Here is a 19068-nt window from a genome sequence, read left to right as displayed (position 1 = left end):
AGCGGCCGGCACTACCAGATGGTGATTCACCTGCCATCCGGGGCGCGATGCCGGCCAGCGGCCGGCACTACCAGATGGTGATTCACCTGCCATCCGGGGCGCGATGCCGGCCAGCGGCCGGCACTACCGGGTGGTGATTCACCTGCCACCTTGGGCGCGATGCCGGCCAGCGGCCGGCACTACCAGGCGCGGGGTTCACCCGCCACGCACGGCGCTCTGGGATGATGCAGGCATGGTTCGGCCCGACCTTCCCGCGGATCCGTCTTCGCCGTTGCGCCGCCGGCTGCTGCGCGCGGCGGTGCTGGCGCCGTTGGCCAGCATGCTCGCCACCCTGCCCGGCTGCTCGCTGCCGGTGCAGGTGGATGGCACCTTCCTGCAGCCGTGGCGCAGCCACCTGCAGTGGGGCCTGGCCGACTGGCAGCGATCCTTGAAGCTTGCGCGTACGTTGGGCTGCCGTCAGCTGGTGCTGCAGTGGACTGGCATCGTCGGTGGCAGCGACGGCGACTGGTCGCTGCCCGACGGCAGCCTGCAGCAGCTGTTCACCGCGGCCAGCGAGAACGACATCCGCATCCGCGTCGGCCTGCCCTTCCAGCAACGCTGGTGGCAGGCGATCGGGGCCGACGATGCCACGCTGCAGGCGTTCCTGGCCGACAGCCTCGCGCATGCACGCAACTGGTTGGCACAGGCCCCCTGGGCGCAGCAGCCGGCCTTCGAGGGCTGGTACCTGCCCTACGAACTGGAGCAGTACCACTGGGCTGACCCGGCCCGCCAGCAGTGGCTGGCGCAATGGCTGCACCGGCTGGTGGAGGCCGCCAGCGCGCGCGGCGGCGACTGTGCGATTTCCTGCTACTTCAGCCGCCTGCAGACCGACGGCAACCTGGTCATGCTGTGGCAGGCGGTGCTGGCACAGGCCACGCTGCGGCCGATGGTGCAGGACGGCGTGGGCGTTGCCGGCGCTGGCAACGTGCAGCAGCTGCAACCGCTGCTCGATCATTTCCACGCACACGGCATCGGTTTCGATGCGATCGTTGAGTTGTTCCGCGAGCTGCCCGGCGGTCCCGCTGATGGCAGCGGGTTCAAGGGCGAAACCGCCGATGCCGCGCGCATCCAGCGGCAGCTGGCGTGGGCACGCGACAGCGGTGCGCAGCACGTGCTGGTCTATGCGCTGGAGCCGTGGCTGACCCAGGACACGCCGCAGGCCGCGGCGCTGCGACGACGTTGGGGCCTGCCTCAGTAGTAGAGGATGGCGGTGGCGAACAGGCCCTTGGCACGCTGCGTATCACCACCGCCGATCGCGAAGCGGTACTGCACGGTCAGGTCCAGGTAGGAACGCGGCGTGTTGTAGTGGTCCTCGCGGAACCAGTAGCGCACGCCCACGCCTGGCCCTGCGCCGAATGACCAGCTGCGCTGCGTATCGTTGAGCGCGAACGACTGCGCCGGGAACAGCGGGGAACGGATGTCGTGCACCCGCGAGCGCTGGTCCAGCCAGTCCGCCCCCACCACCACATACGGCGTGACCACCCAATGAGTCTGCCCGGCACCAAAGCGGAAGCTGCGCCCGGCGCGTAGTTCACCGGCAGCGAACCACTGTTTGCGATGCAGGCGGCCGTTGGCATCGCCGATTCGACGCACCGGCGTGCCATTGGCATCGAGTGCATCGAGGGTGAAGTGCGCGCTGTTGTCATCCCAGGTATAGCCGCCCTGCGCGTAGCCGCTGACCATCCACCACTGGTTGACGTCGGTGCGCAGATCGGTGCCGTGGTAATAGCCATAGGTCAGGTAGGACATCCAGCCACCGGAATCGCTGGCCAAGCGGTAGCGGGCCAGCGTGCTGGCTTCCAGTGGCGGGTTCCGGGCCAGCTGCAGGCGGCACTGCACGGCCGCCGATGCGGGGTAGACCTCGCCCTGGCGGGTTGCGCTGCCGAGGAACTGGCGGCGCTCGATGCCGGCGCTCAGGCCGGTCTGGCCGAAGGCGTAGCGCATGCCGAACGAAGCGATGGTGGACGGCCAGCCGGTGGTGGAACGCGAATGGCTGAGGCGTTCGGCGCGTGCACGCGCATCCGGCGTTGATTCGCCGGTGCACGGGTCCACCGCGCGGATCGATTCGTAAGTGCCACCCTCGTCGTACAGCGTGTTGAGCAGGCGTGCGTAGAGTTCCAGCGTGCCATGCTGGTCGTTGAAGGCCGGGGGCCGCCAGAACGCCTCCAGCGTGCTGAACACCGAATCGCCCGGCGTGCTGATCGCTGCACCGCCGACATTGGTCGCCGCCTGGCGCGCACCACGGAAACCCGCCGAGGCGATCACGCCCCACTCGCGCGAGTAATTGGCGATGGCATTGCGCACGTTGTAGCGTTGGCGCTCATCCAGTGGCAGCTCACCGGCATCGGCGCGATCAATGGCGCTACGCAGCAGCGTCACCGCCTGTGGATGGTCACCGTTGGCAGCGCTGGCGTAGGCCTGGTCGAGCACTACGCTTTTCGGTGCCCTGCCGGTGGCCTCGGCGGCCCGGAAGTCAGCCAGTGCGCGCGCCGGCTCATGGGCCTTCTGGTTGAGGTAGCCGCGCTGCATCAGCGCCCCCGCGTCATCAGGGCGCTGTGCCAGTGCCGCATCCAGGCGCTGCCGCGCTTCGTCCTGCTGGGCACGGTTGCCCGCCGCCAGCGTGGTGGTCAGCAGGCCTTGCAGGTTCGCGTCGTCCGGCGCGAGTTGCACGGCCTGCCGTGCCTCACCGATGGCATCGGCGTAATCCTGGCGCGCATAGGCAGCGTAGGCACGCTGTGCGGCACCACCATCGCCCTGCAGGTCGGCCGGCATCAGCTCGCAGACGCTGCCGCTGTCAACGGACTGGCAGTGCTGGACTGGTGCCAGGTACGCTTCGGCACCGATGCGGGGAAGCTCGCGACTGGAGCGGATCGCCCGGCTGCGTTGCTCGATGCCCTGCTGCAAAAGCTGCTGTGACCGTGCATCGCCTTCACCTGCCGGTACCGCCGCCTGCAACGGTGCCAGCAGTGCAGCTGCGCGCAACCGATCGCCTGCGGCCAGCGCCGCATCCACCGCCAGCAGGCGCACGTTGCGCTGCTGCATTGCTGACCCCGGCGCAGCGAGTGCGGTGTCGAAGTCCTCATTGGCGAGCACGGTATTGCCCTGGCGCTGGCGCAGGTAGCCGCGCATCACCCGTGCATTGAGATCCTGGCCGTCGGCCTGCAACGCCTGGTCGGCACCGCGCTCAGCGTCGGCCAGTTGATCGCCCTGCAGCTGCGCGGTGATCAGCAGCAACCGGTATGAAGCAACGTCGGGGGCCAGCTCCACGGCAGCGTGCGCCTGCTCAATGGCGGCGGCATTCTCACCTGCAGACAGCGATTGATAGGCCTGCTGGGCCAGCAGCAGCGCGCGTTGGCGGCCCAGTGCCACCCGCCGCGCGCGCAACTCCTCAACATTCGGTGCGCCCAGCTGCAGCGCGGTACCGATGGCGGCGTCGGCCTGTCCGGGCTGTTGCTGTGCCTCCAGCGCCGCCACCCACAGCAGCGCCCATGCGCCCTGTTGCGGCTGCTGCCGGAACGCCTGCTCGGCCTTGCTGGCGGCGACGCCCATCTGGCCGGCGTCGTAGGCCGCATAGGCTTCGGTTGCCAGCATATAGGCCTGCCGGCTATTGCGGTCGGTCACCGTTGCGGGTGCACGCGGTACCGCTCCGGTACGCGCCGCACCTGTGCTCGTCCTGGGCGCAGCGGCCAGCGCCGGCAAGGCCGGATCCTTCAACCCCGCATCCAGTGCACGACGTGCCTGCTGCTGCGCCTCGGCACCCCGCCCCAGTTTCTGCAGCGCATAGATCTGCAGCAGGCGCAGCCGCACCACGTCCGGGCGCAACCGGATCGCTTCGCTGGACTGCCGGTAGGCCGCGGGGTAATCGCCACGTTCATAGGCGGCAAACGCCTGCTCGGCGATGCGGTAGGCGGCACCGGACAATGGCAGTGGTGCATCGGTCTGTGCCAGCACCGGCGCGGCGGCCGTGGCCAATGCCACGGTGATGACAGTGGACAGCAGCGTGGTCTTCATGCCGGCAAGGCTCCGGGCGGCGGTGACTGCAGCGTGGCCGCACGCCGGCGCTGCTCCTGCATGGCCTGGGCCACGGCCTCTTCAGTGGTGATGCCCTGCTTGACCAGGTAGTCGCCAATGCGGCCGTCGCGCTGCGGCATGTAGTCGTCCAGTGCGATCTCGAAGCGTGCGTGATCGATCAGGCGCATTTCCACCAGCAGATCGCCCAGCAGGGGCACGTTGTCCAGCTGCCATTGCCGGTCGCCACCGATCAGCCGCAGGCCGGCGTTGATCTCGCTTTCGCGGGCGATGCTCTGTTCAATGTGGTTGCTGCGCGTTTCCTGCTTCAGCAGGGCCAACGCGTCTTCGGGCAGCGGGCTGGCCACGGCCAGCCGCAGGGTGCCTTCCTGGCGCGGCGGCAGCGGCAGCATGCGCCATTGCACGCAGGCATCGGCACTGATCGGGAACTGGCAGGCGCGCAGGTAGTCCACGTCGATCACCGCGCGTGGCAGGTCACCCTGGAAGGCGATGGCCTCGGCCAGCGTTTCATCATCCAACCAGCCCTGGGTGAGCAGGATGCGGCCCAGCGGTTGCTGGCGGCCTGCCTGCTGCTGCTCCAGCGCCTGCTGCAGGCGTTCGGGTTCCACCGCCTGCCAGGTGGTCAACAGCTCACCGAGCTGCTTGCGGGTCTGCACCAGCTGCGCCGCATCGGGGAAGTCGTGCATGGTCTTGTCCCAGACCATGCGCTTGCCGAACAGCAGGTAGGCCAGGAACACCTTCCAGGCACGGGCGGTGGCCATGAAATTGATCATGTTGCCGACCACCATGCGCGGGATCGACATCAGCGCGTGCTCCCAGCCGTACAACCGGTTGACGAAGTAGAAGCGCTGCACGACCCGGGTCGCCAGCGCTGCGGTGGTCAGCAGCGCGACATTCATCTGCCAGGTACCGGCCTGGAACACGCTGGGAAACTGCATCGTCCACAGCCCGGTCATCTTCAACAGCCAGAACAGCAGCAGCTGCAGGAAGATGATGTAGGCGATGATGCTGACGAACGAGGTGATGATGCCCTTTCGGTCGCGCGCCAGCAGGTACTTGGTGGCCAGCGATCCGCGCCAGCCCAGCGACTCCCAGCTCTGCAGGCCGATGCCCAGCACCCAGCGCGCCTTCTGCCGGTACGACGCGCGGAAGTTGTCGGGGAAGTACTCGCGAACGCACAGCGCCATCTGCTGGGTGCGCTCGCGCACCGGCCCCCAGCCGAACCAGGATGGGCGGCGCACGCGGAACTGCACGGGGAAGCGGGCGAAGATCGACTGCATGCCCATGGCTGCCAGCCTCGCGCCGACGTCGTAATCCTCGGTGAGGCTGTCGGTGTTGAAAGGCTGGTTGTCGGTCTGCGCGCTCAATGCCAGCAGCGCGCGCCGCGAGAAACAGGTACCAACACCGGCCGACGGCACCATGCCGGACACGCTCTCGCGCACCACCAGATCCTTGGCGTGCCATTCGGCGAACTCGTCCATGTAGACCCCGGCCACCAGTTCGTACCACTCGCGGTCCAGCGAGGTGACCGGCAGCTGGATCATGTCCTTGCGCGGCAGCAGGTAGTTGTAGAAGCGCAGTTCCATCGGGTGCAGCACGTCCTCGCTGTCGTGCAGGATCACGCCGGCGAACTCGATGTCGTGGCGCTTCTCGTAATCGAAGATCGCCAGGATCAGCCAGTTCAGGCAGTCGGCCTTGCTGGTCGGCCCGTCATGCGGCACCTCCACGCGGCGCAGGCGCTTGTAGCGGCGGCGCATGCGCTCGACTTCATCGATGGTCTGCTGGTCGTTGGGATAGGTGCCGACGAACACGACGTACTCGCGGTAGTCGAGCACGTTGATCATGTTCTCCACCATCTGCGCGATGACGTCGTACTCCATCCACGCCGGCACCATGATTGCCAGCGGCTGTTGCGGCCGCTGTATCAGGTCTTCCTGAGTCAGCGGCCGGTACGCTTCGCGGCGCTTGATGGTAAGCGCGCGCCAACTCTCGCGCACCCAGTACCAGACGTCGATGAACAGATCATCGAGGCTGGAGATCAGGATCAGCACGGCCACCGCCGCCGCCGTGGTTTCCAGGACGGCGTAGTAGTTGGCCAGCTGGATGTTCCAGAACAGACCGTCCACGGTGGATCAGTGCCCTGTGTTGGCGGACTTGCGGCGGCGCACCTGGGTGACGCGGGCGGCCAGCAGCGCGAACACGATCACGCCGACCAGCAGCAGCAACCAGACCATGTGCCGTTCCCACTTTGATTGTGGATTGCCATCCTGGGCAACGTGGCTCCCGTAAGGATCCTGGCGATCAAACTCACGCACGGCATCATTGCCGTCGAGCACCGCCAGATCACCGCGCAGCAGCCGGAACGGTGCGCCGAACGACGGTGCCTGTGCACCCAGATCGCTGTACAGCACGCCAAGCTGGCCGCCGGAGGTGCCGACCTGCACCACCGCGGCGCGATCCAGGCCGCTGACATCCAGCAGCGGCTGAGGCTTCCCGCCGATCAGCAGGTGGCCGTCCTTCAGGCCGGCCACATCGACACCCGACGGCGCCACACCGAAAGCCAGCCACGGCGCACCCGGGCTGATCGCCGCACCGGCATCGACCACCTTCAGCTCCGACGCCTCTGGCGAGGCCCCCACTGCACTGGCCACCGCGATCACCTTGCGCAGCGATGCCGGCGCGTCCTGCAGCCACGTAGCGGGCACGAACATCTGGTTGCCGCGTGACAGCTGGCTGCTGGCACCGACGAAGTCACTGCCCAGCGAACGCTTGGCCAGGGTCAGGTGGCTGCTGGGCAGGATCGAGACCGGATACGCGGTGGCCGGATCGTGGCAATAGGGGCGTGCCGGCTGGCGCAGGAAGCTGACGCGGATCTCGTTGCGTGCCGACAGCGCGTAGGCCGGCACCTTGGCCACCAGCCGTTGCGGCTGGCCGTTGGCCGACAGCACCTTGCCGCCCAGCAGGTAATCGTTGAAATGGATCGTGGCCACCGCGCCCTGCCCGGCCGCATTGGGGGCCGCCGAGACGTCGATCACCACCTCCGCGGGCAGGCGCCCATCGGCCGACAACGCGCCGAGGTCGAAGCTGGCGCTGCGGTCCGCGCGGGTCACGACATCCATCGTGCCGGCGATGTTGCCGAGTCGGCTCAGCAGCACCTGGTCACCGTCCAGCTTCGGCGTGCCCGCTGCGCTGACCTGCAGGCTTAGGCCCAGTGCATAGCTGCGCCACTGCTCGGCGAACAGCCCGGCGACCTTGCCCGCCGCCGCCGGGTCGACTACCAGCGTCGGACGGCCGGCAACGGCCACCACGCGGACCGAGGCGGTGGCCGTGGGCTTTTCCAGGCCACCCATGTCGGTACCGCGCCACGCGGCGAACGCCGTGCCCGCGTCGGCGCCAGCGGTCGCAACCTGTGCGGCCAGCGCATCCAGTGCCGTGCGCACGCCAGCGCGCAGCGCATCGCTGCCGATCATCACCTCTGCGGCCAATGGCCCACTGTCACGCAGCGACAGCAGTGCCCCCACTTCGGCCAGATCCTTGATCGCATGCACGCGCTCGCCATTGGCCAGCGCGGCATAGGCCGGCACGACCTGCAGGCTGGCCGGGATGCTGATGCCGGTCAGGTCGACGCTGTCACCGACCTTGGGCAGTGCCACCACCTGCACCTGCTTGCCACCGGCCTGCAGGGCCGCGCCAATGCGCCAGGCCGCGTCATAGATGGGGGCCTGCAGCGCCTTGCCGTCCACCAGCAGGCGCACCTGCGGGGGCAGCGCGCCCCAGGCCTTGGCCACGGTGTCCACGGCGCGGCCGTCGAAGCGGTAGCTGAAGCGCGAGTCCGGCGACAGCCGCAGCACGTTGGCCGGCGCGCTCTGGTCGGCACATTGGTAGTCGGACACGATCGACCACCAGCCGACGCCGACCCGCACGAAGCCGTTCTGGCGGGGTTCGCCATCGATGGCCAGCAGCTGGCTGGCGTCACCCTGTGCGTCGGTGATCGAGCGTGCGGCGATCGGATCGCCATCGACCGACCACAGGCCGGACGTGCGCCCGGCGTGGCCGCGCACGTAGCGCCCATCCAGCTGCAGCTGCGCATCGTGAGTGGCGACACCGGCCGGCACCGGCAGGTAGATCTCGCGCTGGCTCTCCTGCCCGCTGAGCACCAGCGGTTGGCGGAAACCGAGTTCACGCAGGGTCATCTGCCGGCTGACCGTGCTGTCGCCGCTCCACTCGGCGAACTGGCCGGCGACGCTGTCGGCGGCATGGGCACTGCCAACCACGCCCGACAGGACGAACGCAGCGGCGGATGCAAACAGGGGAGAGCGGCCGGTCTGGGTCATGGCGTCACTTCGCGTGGATGGGGGTGGACGGCGCCGCTGCTGCGGAGGCCGGGCGAGAATTCGGGAAGCGGCGTACCACGCAGGGCGGCGACGATGCGCGCGCTGGCGCGGCCATCGCCATAGGGGCTGGCGCCGGGATCGAAGCGGGTCGGGTGCGGTGGTTGTGCCAGTGCCGCGTTGACTGCCTCGACAATGCGCGAGGGCGTGGTGCCGACCAGCGTCACCACACCGGCCTCGACCGCCTCCGGGCGTTCGGTGACGTCGCGCATGACCAGCACCGGCTTGGCCAGCGCCGGCGCCTCTTCCTGCACGCCACCGGAGTCGGTGAGGATGACATCGGCGCGCTGCATCAGCCGCACGAAGCGCAGGTAGTCCTGCGGCGGCACCAGGTGCACGTTGTCGAGATGGCCGAGGTGGGCGTTGACCGGGCCCTGCACGTTCGGGTTCAGATGCACCGGGTACAGCACCTGCAGGTCCGGCCGTCGTGCCAGTTCAGCCAGCGCACGGCAGATGTCCTCGAAGCCCTGCCCGAAGCTCTCGCGGCGGTGGCCGGTGACCAGCAGCAGGCGACGATCGGGGTCAAGCATGTGGAAGGGTTCGTCAGCCCGCGCACGCAGCGCCGGGTCGGCATCCAGGCGCTCTACAGTCTGCTGCAGGGCATCGATGACGGTGTTGCCGGTGACCAGGATCTGCCCGCCCAGGTGTTCACCGGCCAGGTTGGCGCGCGAGCTGGGCGTGGGCGCGTACAACTGGTGGCCGACCACATCGATCACCCGCCGGTTCATTTCCTCCGGCCACGGCCGGTTGATGTCACCGGTGCGCAGTCCGGCCTCGACATGACCGATCGGAATGCGGTGGTGGAACGCGGCCAGCGCCGCGGTCATCGCCGTGGTGGTATCGCCGTGCACCAGCACCCGGTCCGGACGGACCTGCGTGTACAGCGCGTCAAGCCGTTCGAACAGCCTGGAACACAGGCCATTGAGGGTCTGGTTGGGCACCATGACATCCAGGTCATGGTCGGCGGTGATCTCGAACAGCGACATCACCTGGTCCAGCATCGCCCGGTGCTGGCCGGTGATGCAGACCACCGATTCGATGTCCGCAGCCTCGGCCAGGGCTCGCACCAGCGGCCCCATCTTGATCGCTTCCGGTCGCGTGCCGAACACCGACAGGACCTTCACCGCAGCGCTCCGGACAGCCGGTGCGGGGAAATGCCAGGAGCTGTAGCCACGTCTGGATCCTTTCGGCGTTCCCGTCCAATACCCGCAGGCAGGAGACGGTCACCTCATGAGGAGACTCCAAAATCGCGACGTACATCACATTCGAATGATGGTACGCGCGTCGTGGCATTGATCTTCATCGTTGGAAGATCAAGACGCAGTCAACGTCGCCCGTGTCACGGGCGACGTTGCGGTGGAACGCAGCAGTGGCTGCGGCCTGGGGCCGCCTTACTCGTACTGGATGGTGAAGGTGGCCTGGCCGTTCGCGACACCGGCACCGACCGTGCCGGCCTGGGTCTGCACATAGCGGGCGCGCAGCGGCAAGGTCATCGTGCTGGTGCCGGGGGTAGTGGTACCGACATTGACGGTCTGGCCGAAGCGCACTTCGCGCTCGGTGGTGCCATCGCGCTGGACCATCTGGATGCCGATGCGGGTGGCGCTGTTGGTGGCCGCACTGAGCTTCAGCACGCCCGGCATGTTCGAGCTGTCCTGATCGGCATCGAGGCGGATGCCGATCTTGCTCTGGTACTGCGCGACATTGCTGCCCTGGCAGTTCAGGCGGATCTCGAAATCGCGGTCAACGGCCTTGGAACCGACACCGGTGAAGGTAGTGTTGGGCACGCTGCCGAAATCGACGGCGATATTGCGGCTGCCGGCCTGCACTTCACAGGTCGGGCTGACCACGGTGGTGCCCGAGCCCTTGAAGGTCGAGGTCAGCACCGGCCGGCCAGGGCCATCGCCGTCGAAGTAGTACGTGGTGAAGCGGCCATTCGGCGCGATCACGCCGGAACCGGTCTGAGCGGCAGTCTTGATCAGCTGGATGCGGAAGCGACCGCCGTTCAGCGTGACGGTCGTGTAGCCGAAGGGAATCGAATGCGGGTAATAGACCTGGAACGTCCCTGCGTCTCGGAACAGCTTGATGCCAACGCCTGGGACATCGGTTTCAAAGGTGTCTGCAAATCCCGGTACCGGACGCCTCTGCGCCGCGTTGACATACTCTCCGCGCGAGTAGCCGCCGTTCCAGTCACAGCTGGCAACCCGGTCACGCTGGTTGATCGATTCGCTGATTTCCTTGATCACGCCACCGACCGGCGTGCTGGGCAGGATCACGATCTGCCCCATGTCCATGGTGACGTCCTGCGCAACGAAACCGTTGATCTGGATGCGGCAGGCCGCACTGGCCTGCTGTGCCAGCAATACACCGCCCAGCAATGCGAGGCCGGTGAATGCCTTGCGGCCACGGGAAGAAATCATCGGCATGCTGCCTCCAGCGGAATGAAGCCGGTCTTGGACGCATCTGCGCCCGCCGGAACCTGGTAATCGACGGTGCAGCGCTGGTCGGCGCCGGCGCCCCACTCCACCAGCAGGCTGCCCTGGTTCTTTTCACTGCGCACGTACAGGCGGCCACCCTGGCTGACCATGCCCACCGGCTGGCCCTGCTCATCCTTGACCTGCGCACCGAACGGCATGGTGCGGCCATCCGGGTTGCGCACCTGGATCAGCAGCGCGTTGCCCTTGCGGGTATCGAAGCGCAGGTAGCTGATGGCACCGGCGAACGGCGCGATCGACTGGCTGGTGCTTTCCAGCTCGACGTCGTGGGCCATGCCCTGCGGGTCGAGGGTGACGGTGTTGAGGCGGTACGGCGACACGTACGGGACCACCGCGTAGCCGCGGCCATCGACGCGCAGGCCCGGGGCGTTGCTGACGATCGCATCGCGTGCGCCCGGCGCTTCCACCAGCACCATGGTGTCGCCACGCTGCGGGGTGAAGGTGAAGCCGCCCGGATGCACGACCACGCTGCCGTTGGCACCGACCGAAGCCTGGCGGAAATCGCGCGAGTGGCTGTAGGTCGCGTTCAACGCGGAGTAGCGGCTGCGGTACTCGGCGTTGCCGACCGCGGTGGTGCCACCTTCGCGGGAATCGGACAGGGCCACGCCGTAGCTGAAGTTGTTGTCGACACCGGCCGAACCGGTGATGCCGACGCGGCTGTTGTCATAGCCACCGCGGTCGCGCACGCCGAGATCGGCGCTGAACGACACCGGGTGGGAACCACGGCCCAGCGGCACGCTCATCGACAACAGGTACTGGGTGTCGGAACGGCCCAGCACGCCCTCTTCGGTGCGCAGCGCCGAGAAGCCGTAGTTCACCGAACGCCAAGCGTTGTTGTAGCCCACCTGGTACTGCTTGGAGGTGCCGGAACGGTCGTAGAAGTCACGCACCGAACCGGTCACGTACAGCGCACCGCCGCGACGGCCCAGCGGCTGGTTCAGCGTTACCTGGAACTGGCTGCGCTGGCGGCCACGGGTGGTCGGATCGATGCCGCGCTTGTCCGAATCACGGCCGTACAGCGCGTCCTGCAGGCTGTAGAAGCCTTCGGTCGAATAGCGGTAGGCGGCCAGCGTCAGGTTGGTCCCGGTCTCGCCGATCATGTTGCTGTAGCTCAAGCGCACGCTGGCACCGGTGTGGTTGCCGTAGTGATCGAACGAGGTACGCGCATGGGTGACGTCGGCAGCGAATGCGCCGACCGGCGTGGACAGGCCGACGCCGTACAGCAGCGACAGGTAGCCATCGCTCAGTGCACTGCCACCGTACAGGGTCAGCTGGTTGCCGATACCGCGCTGGTAGGTGCCCTGCACCAGCCACGGCTCATCGGCCAGCAGCTTGTTGCGCACCTGGCCGGCCGTCAGCGAGTAACGCGACACGCCTTCGCGCAGCATCTGCGGCACCGAACCGAACGGCACCTTGAATTCGCGGCGGCGGCCATCGGCCTCGATCACGCTCACTTCCAGATCACCGCCGTAACCGGTCGGGTACAGGTCGTCGATGACGAAGCTGCCCGGCGACACGGTGGAGGAGTAGATCAGCTGCTCGTTCTGGCGCACTTCGATGCGCGCGTTGGTCTCGGCGATGCCGCGCACGACCGGCGCGTAACCGCGCAGCGAATCGGGCAGCATGCGGTCGTCGCTGGCCAGGCTGGCACCGCGGTAACCGATCGAATCGAACAGTTCACCGGTGGTGTAGGCCTCACCGATGGTGAGCATGCCGCGCACCTGCGGAATGCCGCGCTGCGCATAGGTGGCGATGCTCTGCCAATGGCGGCCGTCGCCCTCGGACCAGGTCAGGTTCGAATCGTGGCGGAACTGCCAGCCACCCAGGTTCATGCCGGCGTTGAGGCCGAGGTAGGCACTGCGGTTGCGCTGGCCACCTTCGACGCGGCTGTCGCTGTCGATGGCATTGAAGCTGTAGCCGACGAAACCGGCATTGATGCCACGGTCCCACAGCGCCGGGTTGACGTAGCCACGCGCCTCGCGGCGCAGGAACACCTGCGGGATGCTCAGGTCGTAGCGCAGGTTGCCGCTGTCATAGACGCCATAGGCATTGGCCATGCGCTGCTGGACCGGCACGCAGCTGGTCTTGTCGGTGGGCACGGACGGATCCTGCTGCAGCAGCATGGCCTCGCTGTCCACGCCCATTTCTTCCAGCATCGGCAGCGGCAGGCAGGCGTCGACACGGCCCTGCGCATCGGCCTTGAACTGCAGATCGCGACGGCCCTGCCAGGCACCGTTGACGTACACGTCGACACGATAGTTGCCGGCCACCATCGGGTTGCCGTTGCTGAAGGCCGCCAGGTCCACCTGCTTGGCCTGGCCAGACAGGAAGCTGGAGTTGAACTGCGCCGATTCCGGTGCACGCGCATTGGCCGCACCACTCTGCGCCATCAGCGCCTGTTCGCCGAGATTGGCCGGGGCAGCCAGCGCCCATCCTGGGCAGGCCACACCAGCAACCAGCAGGCAAAGCGCCTGATGGATCGACAATGTCAATCTGTTTCCGATCACACTGACATTCCTTCAATTCGCCGCACAGCGGCGGTGGCGGGATGCGCAGGCCAGGGGCCGGCGCGGCGCGTTCAGCCCCCGGTGCTGCCGAGGCGGATGGTGTGTTCCACCCGGCCGCCGTAGTCGTTGATGGTGATGAAGCGGACCTGGTCGGTGCCCGCCGGTGCGGCGAACTCCAGGCTCTGCTTCGGCGCGACCATCGCGCCCTTGTCCTCGACGGCCTTTTCACTGCTGCCGCTCACGGCATGTACTTCGGCCAGAGTGACGTGGAAGGGGCTCGGGTTTTCCACCCGCAGGCGGTCGCCATTGCGGGTCCAGCGCAGCGCTGCCGGTGCATCGTTGGCGACGCCCTTCAGGCCCTGCGGCCGGTAGAAAAGTTTCAGGCGCGAACGAAACGCGACCTGCAGGTAATTCTGTTCGCCGCTGTCAGCGTTGTCCGGGGACGGCGGCACATCCAGCACGTTGAGCCAGAACACCGACTCGCGGTCGGTCGGCAACTGCGCGCCGGAGAAGATCAGTCGCAGCGCCTGGCTGCGGCCCGGCTCGACGCGCGCGATCGGCGGCGTCAGTACGAACGGGGCATCGCTGGTATCGGCGGTCTGGTTGGCGTCGCCGCTGTCGATCCAGGCCTGCACCAGCGCCGGCGAATCGCCCACGTTGTCGACCTGCACGGTGACTTCGCGCGCCTGCGCCGGATAGATCACTCGCGTGCCATTGACCACCACGCCGGCCAGAGCGTTCTGGCAGAAGGGCAGCGTGAACGCTGCCAGCAGCAGCGCCCGGGGAAAGAATGCTTTCATCGGAAGTACTACGCTCGAGGTATGTGGCCAGGGGCCGCGATGCACGGGCCGGCGCGTACGCCGGCCAGTGCGGGTACGGCTACGATCAGTTGTAGATGATCGTGTACTTGACGCTGCTGGTGACGTCGCCCGGGGTGGCGGCGGCAGTGGCGTAGTACTCAGCGTAGTAGTTCAGGTCGGCCGAGCCGTCGGTGCCGACGGTGACCCACTGCGAGTTGGTCTGGGCCAGGCCAGCGCCGGCAGCCTTGATCGGCAGGACCTGGTTGTTCGAGCCCAGCAGCTGCAGCTGCACGTTGGTGGCAGCGTTGGCCGAGGCCTGGTTCAGCAGGCGGCCGGTGTTGAAGTCAACGGTCGAACCCGGCTCAAAGTAGGTCGCGACGTTGCCGGCGCTGCACTTGGTCAGGTTGATGGCGAACGGGGTACGACCGGCGACGGCACCGGCGGTGGCCAGGGTGTTCTTGGACACGGTCGGCAGGTTGACGGCGAAGTCCTTGCCGCCCGGGGTCGAGATGGTGCAGGTCTTGTCGGTCACCTTGCCGTTGAAGGTGATGGTGCCGTCGGCGGCGTTGGCGGCCAGCGGAGCGGCGGCCAGCATCAGAGCGGCAATGAGGTTGATCTTGTGCATTCGCTTTTACCTAACCCTACTGAAGAGATGAGAAGTAGAGGAGGAAGCAAGGAGCACTGCCGGGCTATCAAGACCCATCCTTGCGTCTCACCTGTGGCCGGACTCGGACATACCTTCCCCTGAATCCGTGACGCAAGTATAGGCACAACTGTGATGAAAGTCTCATTATTTTTCTGAACGCCAATTCATTGACGCCTCAAATGTGACGTGTTATGCGAAATCATGGTTGGGGGAGCGCAAGGAATTTGACGGTGGCCGGATCAGGCCACAAACGACCCTGCATGACGCACCTGGCGGCGCATTCGGCATGCGCGGAAACAGGCCTTTTTAAGGTGGAAATCACCTTATTTGATGCGCATCACTCTTTGTTGGTGATGGCCCTAGCAGATTCGGAATCGTCCTATTAAAGACGGATCGAACCTGTCGCTAACTAGGACACACCGAACCAGAGAACGTGTCATGAGAACCTCCCTTCTGCTGTGCGTGGCCCTGATGTCCGTCAGTGCGCTGGCCCAGGCCAGCAGCGGCAGCATTCGTTTCAGCGGCCGTATCGCCGAGCCGGGCTGCATGACCAACCTGTCCCAGGGCGAGCTGAGCCTGGCGGCCTGCCCGCCGTCGGCCAAGGGCTCGACGGTGGCTGTGACGGCGCTGGCCGATGGCCAGGCCGCGACGCTGCGCGACGGCAAGCGCCAGGGGCAGAAGCTGTCGGTGTCGGCCAGCGCGATGCGCGCCGGCGATATCGCCTTCTCCGAGCGCTACAGCGTGCAGGCTTCGAAGCAGCAGCCGCTGCAGGGTGCCTACCTGGTGGTGGTCGACTACCTGTAAGCAGCACTGAAGGCCGGCGCGGTTACTCCGGCTGCGGCAGCTCGAAGACCTGACGCAGGTAGGCCAGGTAGCCGGGGTCGTCGCACATGCTCTTGCCCGGCGAATCGCTGAGCTTGGCCACCGGCTGGCCGTTGCAGCGGACCATCTTGATCACGATGTTCAGCGGCGTCGGACCCAGATCATTGGTCAGGTGGGTGCCGACGCCGAACGCGACCTGGCAGCGACCACGGAAGTAGTCGTACAGGCGCATGACCTTGGCGATGTCGAGCCCATCGCTGAACACCAGCACCTTGCTGCGCGGATCGACGCGGCGCTGCTGGAAGTGCGCCAGCATGCGGTCGCCCCAGTCGAACGGATCGCCCGAATCGTGGCGGACACCGTCGAACAGCTTGCAGAAGTACATATCGAAGTCGCGCAGGAACGCATCCAGGCCGACCACGTCGGACAGCGCGATGCCGAGGTCGCCGCGATACTCGCGTGCCCACGATTCCAGCGCCGCCACCTGCGAGTCACGCAGGCGTGGGCCCAGCGCCTGGAAGGCCTGCAGATACTCATGGGCCATGGTGCCGTGCGGGGTCATGCCATACAGGCGGGCGAAGTGCACGTTGCTGGTGCCGACCAGCTGCGGGCCCAGTGCATCGCGCAGCAGCGGCAGCAGGCGCGCGTGCCAGTCGCGCGAGTAGCGGCGGCGGCTGCCGTAGTCGGCGATGCGGCACTGTTCGAAACCGGGGGTATCGCGCAGCAGCGCGGCCTTGGCCTGCAGGCGGCGCTCGCCTTCGGCGAAGTCAGGCGTGGTGGTGTTGCGGAACCAGACTTCGTTGATGATCGCCAGCAGCGGCACTTCGAACAGGATGGTGTGCAGCCACGGGCCGGTGATGTCCAGTTCGATCTCGCCGGGCACGGTCTTCGACGCGCGCAGCTGGATGTACTTGCGGTCGAGGTGGAACAGGCCGAGGAAATCGGCGAAGTCGGGCTTCACGAAGCGCAGGCCACGCATGTAATCCAGCTCCGCGTCGCTGAAACGCAGGCTGCACAGGTGATCGATCTCTTCGTCGATCTGGTCGATGTAATGGGCCAGGTCGATGCCGGGCGTGCGGCACTTGAACCGGTACTGCACCTGGGCACCGGGGTGCTGGTGGAGCACCGCCTGCATCATGGTGAACTTGTACAGGTCGGTGTCGAGCAGGGACTGGATGATAGGCATGGGGCGGATTATGCGCCCAGCAGGGTGAACCGGGGGCGCGGCCAGTGGATCCACACCATGCGTGGATGACCCTATCCATGCAGCCGAGCGTGGGCTCGGCTCTACAACGACCTGCGCACCAGGCGCGGCACCAGCATCAGGGCGTGCGCCCAGATCGCGCCCCACACCGCCACGCGCACCGGCAGCGAACGCTGACTGGCCTCGAACTTCTGGAAATAGCGCCACAGGCCCCGGTGCTTGTGCCATTCCACGAAGAACGGCCGTGAGCGGCTGGAGACACCGCGCACATGGGTGACCTGCAGGTCGTTGGCGATCGCCACCACCGCGCCAGCCTCACGTGCGCGCCGGCACAAGTCCAGGTCTTCGGCGTGCAGGCGATAGCCGGCGTCCCAGCCACCGATGCGGTCGAACAGCGCACGCGGCATCAGCAGCAGCGCGCCAGACAACGCCGGCACCCGCTGCAGCGCCTGCTGCGGATCGCGCGGGACCGACAGCTTCGAGCCTTTGCCGGGCGAACGCAGCATCAACAGGAAATCCGGATCACGACGGCGCACGGCCTCGTCGGCATGGCCATGCTCGTCCAGCTGTTCGACACCCAGCAGGCAATCCCCCAACCGTTCGGCACGGCTGCGCAGCTCGGCCAGAGTATCGGGCTCGACCATCAGGTCCGGGTTGATGAAGGCCAGCCACGGGCTGTGCGAATCGGCCACCCCCTGATTGTTTGCGGCGGCAAAGCCGGGATTGTCCGGATTGCCGACAAAACGCACGCGCGGGTCGTGGCTGGCATGGCGCTGCACGATATCCAGCGTGCCATCCATCGAGCCGTTGTCGATCACCCGGATTTCGGCCACGTCCCGCGCCTGGCGCAGACGGGAGAGACAGGCATCGATGGTGCTGCCGCTCTGGTAGGTGACGACGATGGCGGCGATGGCAACATTCAAACGGGTGGCTCCGGCGCGGAAGGAACGAACAGGTCGCCCTGTTCCTTCGGCATTATCGCCTGCCGCATGCGCTGCTGCAGGTCGGCACGCAGCCCGTGCAGCGGGTCGTGCATCAGGAAGTCCGCCAACCTTGGCACCCAGCCCGGCCAGCGCGCAGCCAGCGCTTCAAGATCGCCGTCACGGCTGACCGCCTCCCCCGCCCGGCTGACGAAGGCGGTCTCGCACAGCACGTTGCGCCATCCCAGGCCGGCCATGCGCAGGCTCAGGTCCACCAGCGCCGCGTTCCAGCCGGCGTAGCTGTCCACGTCCAGGCCCCCGGCACGTCGACGCGCGTTGCCCCGCACCAGCACCGCATGGGTGACTGCGGACGGCAGCTCGGGGTGCAGGGTTGGCAATGTGGCACAGGTATGCGCCAGCAGGGCCGGATCATGGGGTTCGGGATTGATTTCGCCCAGCCGTGGCCACGCAGCGGTTTCGCCGGCATTGCACCACGGGGTTGCGGTGGCGATGGCGGCATCGCGGGCGAAGGTGTCCTGCAGCTGCTGCAGCCAGCCTGGCGCGGGCACGCTGTCCGGTGCCAGCACCGCCACGTCCATGCCATCGCAGGCGCGCAACATCTCGTCCAGGTGGGCCACCTCGCCCAGCGGCCGCGCGCGGCGGGTGTACTCGGCCTGCAGTGGCGTATGCGCCAACCAATGTTCCACCACCGCCTGCGCGCGCGGCCCGGTCTGCGCATCGTCGGCCAACCAGACCGCGGTGCCCGGCGCGGTGCCGGCATCCAGTGCGGCCAGGCAGCGGTCGAGCGCGGCATCGTCCACGCACAGCGGCAACAACACGATCGCCCCCATCCCGCCTCCGTGGTTGTCGTTAGCCACAGCCTAGCACCGGGAGGGTATCGGCCGGGTTGCACCCGGCACCGGCACCGGCAGAGGCCAGAGCCAGAGCCGAAGCAACAGCCGGAGCAAAAGCTGGGTTCCTGGGGGATGGCGGGGTGGGTCCGGTTGCGGGGGACGCTGCAAGTACGTCCATGTAAGCTCGGTCGCCGCATCCATGCGGCTCACGCCCCCACAACCGGACCCACCCCGCCTTCGACAGTTTTCCGCGATCTGTCGGGCATTGCCTTCTGTAGAGCCGAGCCATGCTCGGCTCAGATGTTTCAGATCTCGAAATATTCGATTTCGATGGAGAGTCATCCACGCATGGCGTGGATCGTGT

13 protein-coding genes are annotated in these 19068 nt (G+C 67.1%); 2 read left to right on the top strand and 11 right to left on the bottom strand.

The genetic code is table 11. The features are described 5' to 3' along the window. Window positions 1-232 precede the first annotated feature (232 nt). Window positions 233-1237: a DUF4434 domain-containing protein gene (locus AC5P9N_RS13430; RefSeq protein ID WP_044569513.1), complete on the top strand. Its 1005-nt coding sequence runs from the start codon at window positions 233-235 to the stop codon at window positions 1235-1237. Here AC5P9N_RS13430 and AC5P9N_RS13425 read toward each other — a convergent pair. The 8 genes from AC5P9N_RS13425 to AC5P9N_RS13390 all read right to left on the bottom strand — a co-directional run bounded on the left by AC5P9N_RS13425 (window position 1231) and on the right by AC5P9N_RS13390 (window position 14883). Further along, window positions 1231-4050, bottom strand: coding sequence for an NfrA family protein (locus AC5P9N_RS13425; protein ID WP_099484701.1), 2820 nt, complete (start codon window positions 4048-4050; stop codon window positions 1231-1233). The two genes, AC5P9N_RS13430 and AC5P9N_RS13425, sit on opposite strands and share 7 nt — an antisense overlap. After that, entirely contained in the window at window positions 4047-6194 is a 2148-nt protein-coding gene (locus tag AC5P9N_RS13420; protein WP_099484702.1) for a glycosyl transferase family protein, read from the bottom strand. Before AC5P9N_RS13420 ends, AC5P9N_RS13425 begins: the two co-directional genes overlap by 4 nt. A 6-nt stretch (window positions 6195-6200) precedes the next feature. Then, the gene (locus tag AC5P9N_RS13415) at window positions 6201-8402 is read right to left on the bottom strand and encodes a cellulose biosynthesis cyclic di-GMP-binding regulatory protein BcsB (RefSeq protein WP_099484703.1); all 2202 of its coding nucleotides are present in this window, start codon (window positions 8400-8402) and stop codon (window positions 6201-6203) included. Further along, the gene (gene wecB / locus AC5P9N_RS13410) at window positions 8399-9583 is read right to left on the bottom strand and encodes a non-hydrolyzing UDP-N-acetylglucosamine 2-epimerase (protein ID WP_099484704.1); all 1185 of its coding nucleotides are present in this window, start codon (window positions 9581-9583) and stop codon (window positions 8399-8401) included. Before wecB ends, AC5P9N_RS13415 begins: the two co-directional genes overlap by 4 nt. A 267-nt stretch (window positions 9584-9850) precedes the next feature. Then, window positions 9851-10882 carry a fimbrial protein gene (locus AC5P9N_RS13405; protein WP_099484705.1) on the bottom strand — a complete coding sequence of 344 codons (1032 nt, stop codon included), beginning with the start codon at window positions 10880-10882 and terminating at the stop codon, window positions 9851-9853. Further along, entirely contained in the window at window positions 10873-13437 is a 2565-nt protein-coding gene (locus tag AC5P9N_RS13400) for a fimbria/pilus outer membrane usher protein (protein WP_099484706.1), read from the bottom strand. The genes AC5P9N_RS13405 and AC5P9N_RS13400 overlap by 10 nt, the downstream gene beginning before the upstream one ends. A 92-nt stretch (window positions 13438-13529) precedes the next feature. Further along, window positions 13530-14258 (bottom strand): fimbrial biogenesis chaperone, encoded by a 729-nt coding sequence (locus AC5P9N_RS13395; RefSeq protein WP_088436096.1) that lies wholly within the window; start codon window positions 14256-14258, stop codon window positions 13530-13532. Between the two features lie 85 nt (window positions 14259-14343). Then, window positions 14344-14883 carry a fimbrial protein gene (locus AC5P9N_RS13390; protein WP_005408038.1) on the bottom strand — a complete coding sequence of 180 codons (540 nt, stop codon included), beginning with the start codon at window positions 14881-14883 and terminating at the stop codon, window positions 14344-14346. Window positions 14884-15342: 459 nt separating this feature from the next. On the opposite strand from AC5P9N_RS13390, the gene AC5P9N_RS13385 reads away from it, so the two are divergent. Beyond that, window positions 15343-15708 carry a hypothetical protein gene (locus tag AC5P9N_RS13385; protein ID WP_005408037.1) on the top strand — a complete coding sequence of 122 codons (366 nt, stop codon included), beginning with the start codon at window positions 15343-15345 and terminating at the stop codon, window positions 15706-15708. A 22-nt stretch (window positions 15709-15730) separates the two neighbouring features. Here AC5P9N_RS13385 and pncB read toward each other — a convergent pair whose 3' ends face one another. From pncB to AC5P9N_RS13370, 3 genes are all read right to left on the bottom strand, one after another. Further along, a complete protein-coding gene (pncB, locus tag AC5P9N_RS13380; protein ID WP_099484707.1) occupies window positions 15731-16912 on the bottom strand; it encodes a nicotinate phosphoribosyltransferase in 1182 nt (393 codons plus the stop codon). Between the two features lie 101 nt (window positions 16913-17013). Then, window positions 17014-17853, bottom strand: a complete 840-nt coding sequence (locus AC5P9N_RS13375; protein WP_099594708.1) for a glycosyltransferase family 2 protein — start codon at window positions 17851-17853, stop codon at window positions 17014-17016. After that, window positions 17850-18701 carry a glycosyltransferase family 2 protein gene (locus AC5P9N_RS13370; RefSeq protein ID WP_005412209.1) on the bottom strand — a complete coding sequence of 284 codons (852 nt, stop codon included), beginning with the start codon at window positions 18699-18701 and terminating at the stop codon, window positions 17850-17852. Before AC5P9N_RS13370 ends, AC5P9N_RS13375 begins: the two co-directional genes overlap by 4 nt. Between the last annotated feature and the right edge of the window lie 367 nt (window positions 18702-19068).

It is taken from the genome of Stenotrophomonas sp. YJH_SMC_6, from assembly GCF_059371335.1.
This window is presented reverse-complemented; position numbering and strand designations above follow the sequence as displayed.

Excerpts from the sequence above, each read along its gene's own strand:
- AC5P9N_RS13425 (WP_099484701.1), bottom strand. The coding sequence starts at position 4,050 with ATGAAGACCACGCTGCTGTCCACTGTCATCACCGTGGCATTGGCCACG.
- AC5P9N_RS13415 (WP_099484703.1), bottom strand. The coding sequence starts at position 8,402 with ATGACCCAGACCGGCCGCTCTCCCCTGTTTGCATCCGCCGCTGCGTTC.
- AC5P9N_RS13370 (WP_005412209.1), bottom strand. The coding sequence starts at position 18,701 with ATGGGGGCGATCGTGTTGTTGCCGCTGTGCGTGGACGATGCCGCGCTC.
- AC5P9N_RS13430 (WP_044569513.1), top strand. The coding sequence starts at position 233 with ATGGTTCGGCCCGACCTTCCCGCGGATCCGTCTTCGCCGTTGCGCCGC.
- AC5P9N_RS13385 (WP_005408037.1), top strand. The coding sequence starts at position 15,343 with ATGAGAACCTCCCTTCTGCTGTGCGTGGCCCTGATGTCCGTCAGTGCG.
- pncB (WP_099484707.1), bottom strand. The coding sequence starts at position 16,912 with ATGCCTATCATCCAGTCCCTGCTCGACACCGACCTGTACAAGTTCACC.
- AC5P9N_RS13405 (WP_099484705.1), bottom strand. The coding sequence starts at position 10,882 with ATGCCGATGATTTCTTCCCGTGGCCGCAAGGCATTCACCGGCCTCGCA.
- AC5P9N_RS13395 (WP_088436096.1), bottom strand. The coding sequence starts at position 14,258 with ATGAAAGCATTCTTTCCCCGGGCGCTGCTGCTGGCAGCGTTCACGCTG.
- AC5P9N_RS13390 (WP_005408038.1), bottom strand. The coding sequence starts at position 14,883 with ATGCACAAGATCAACCTCATTGCCGCTCTGATGCTGGCCGCCGCTCCG.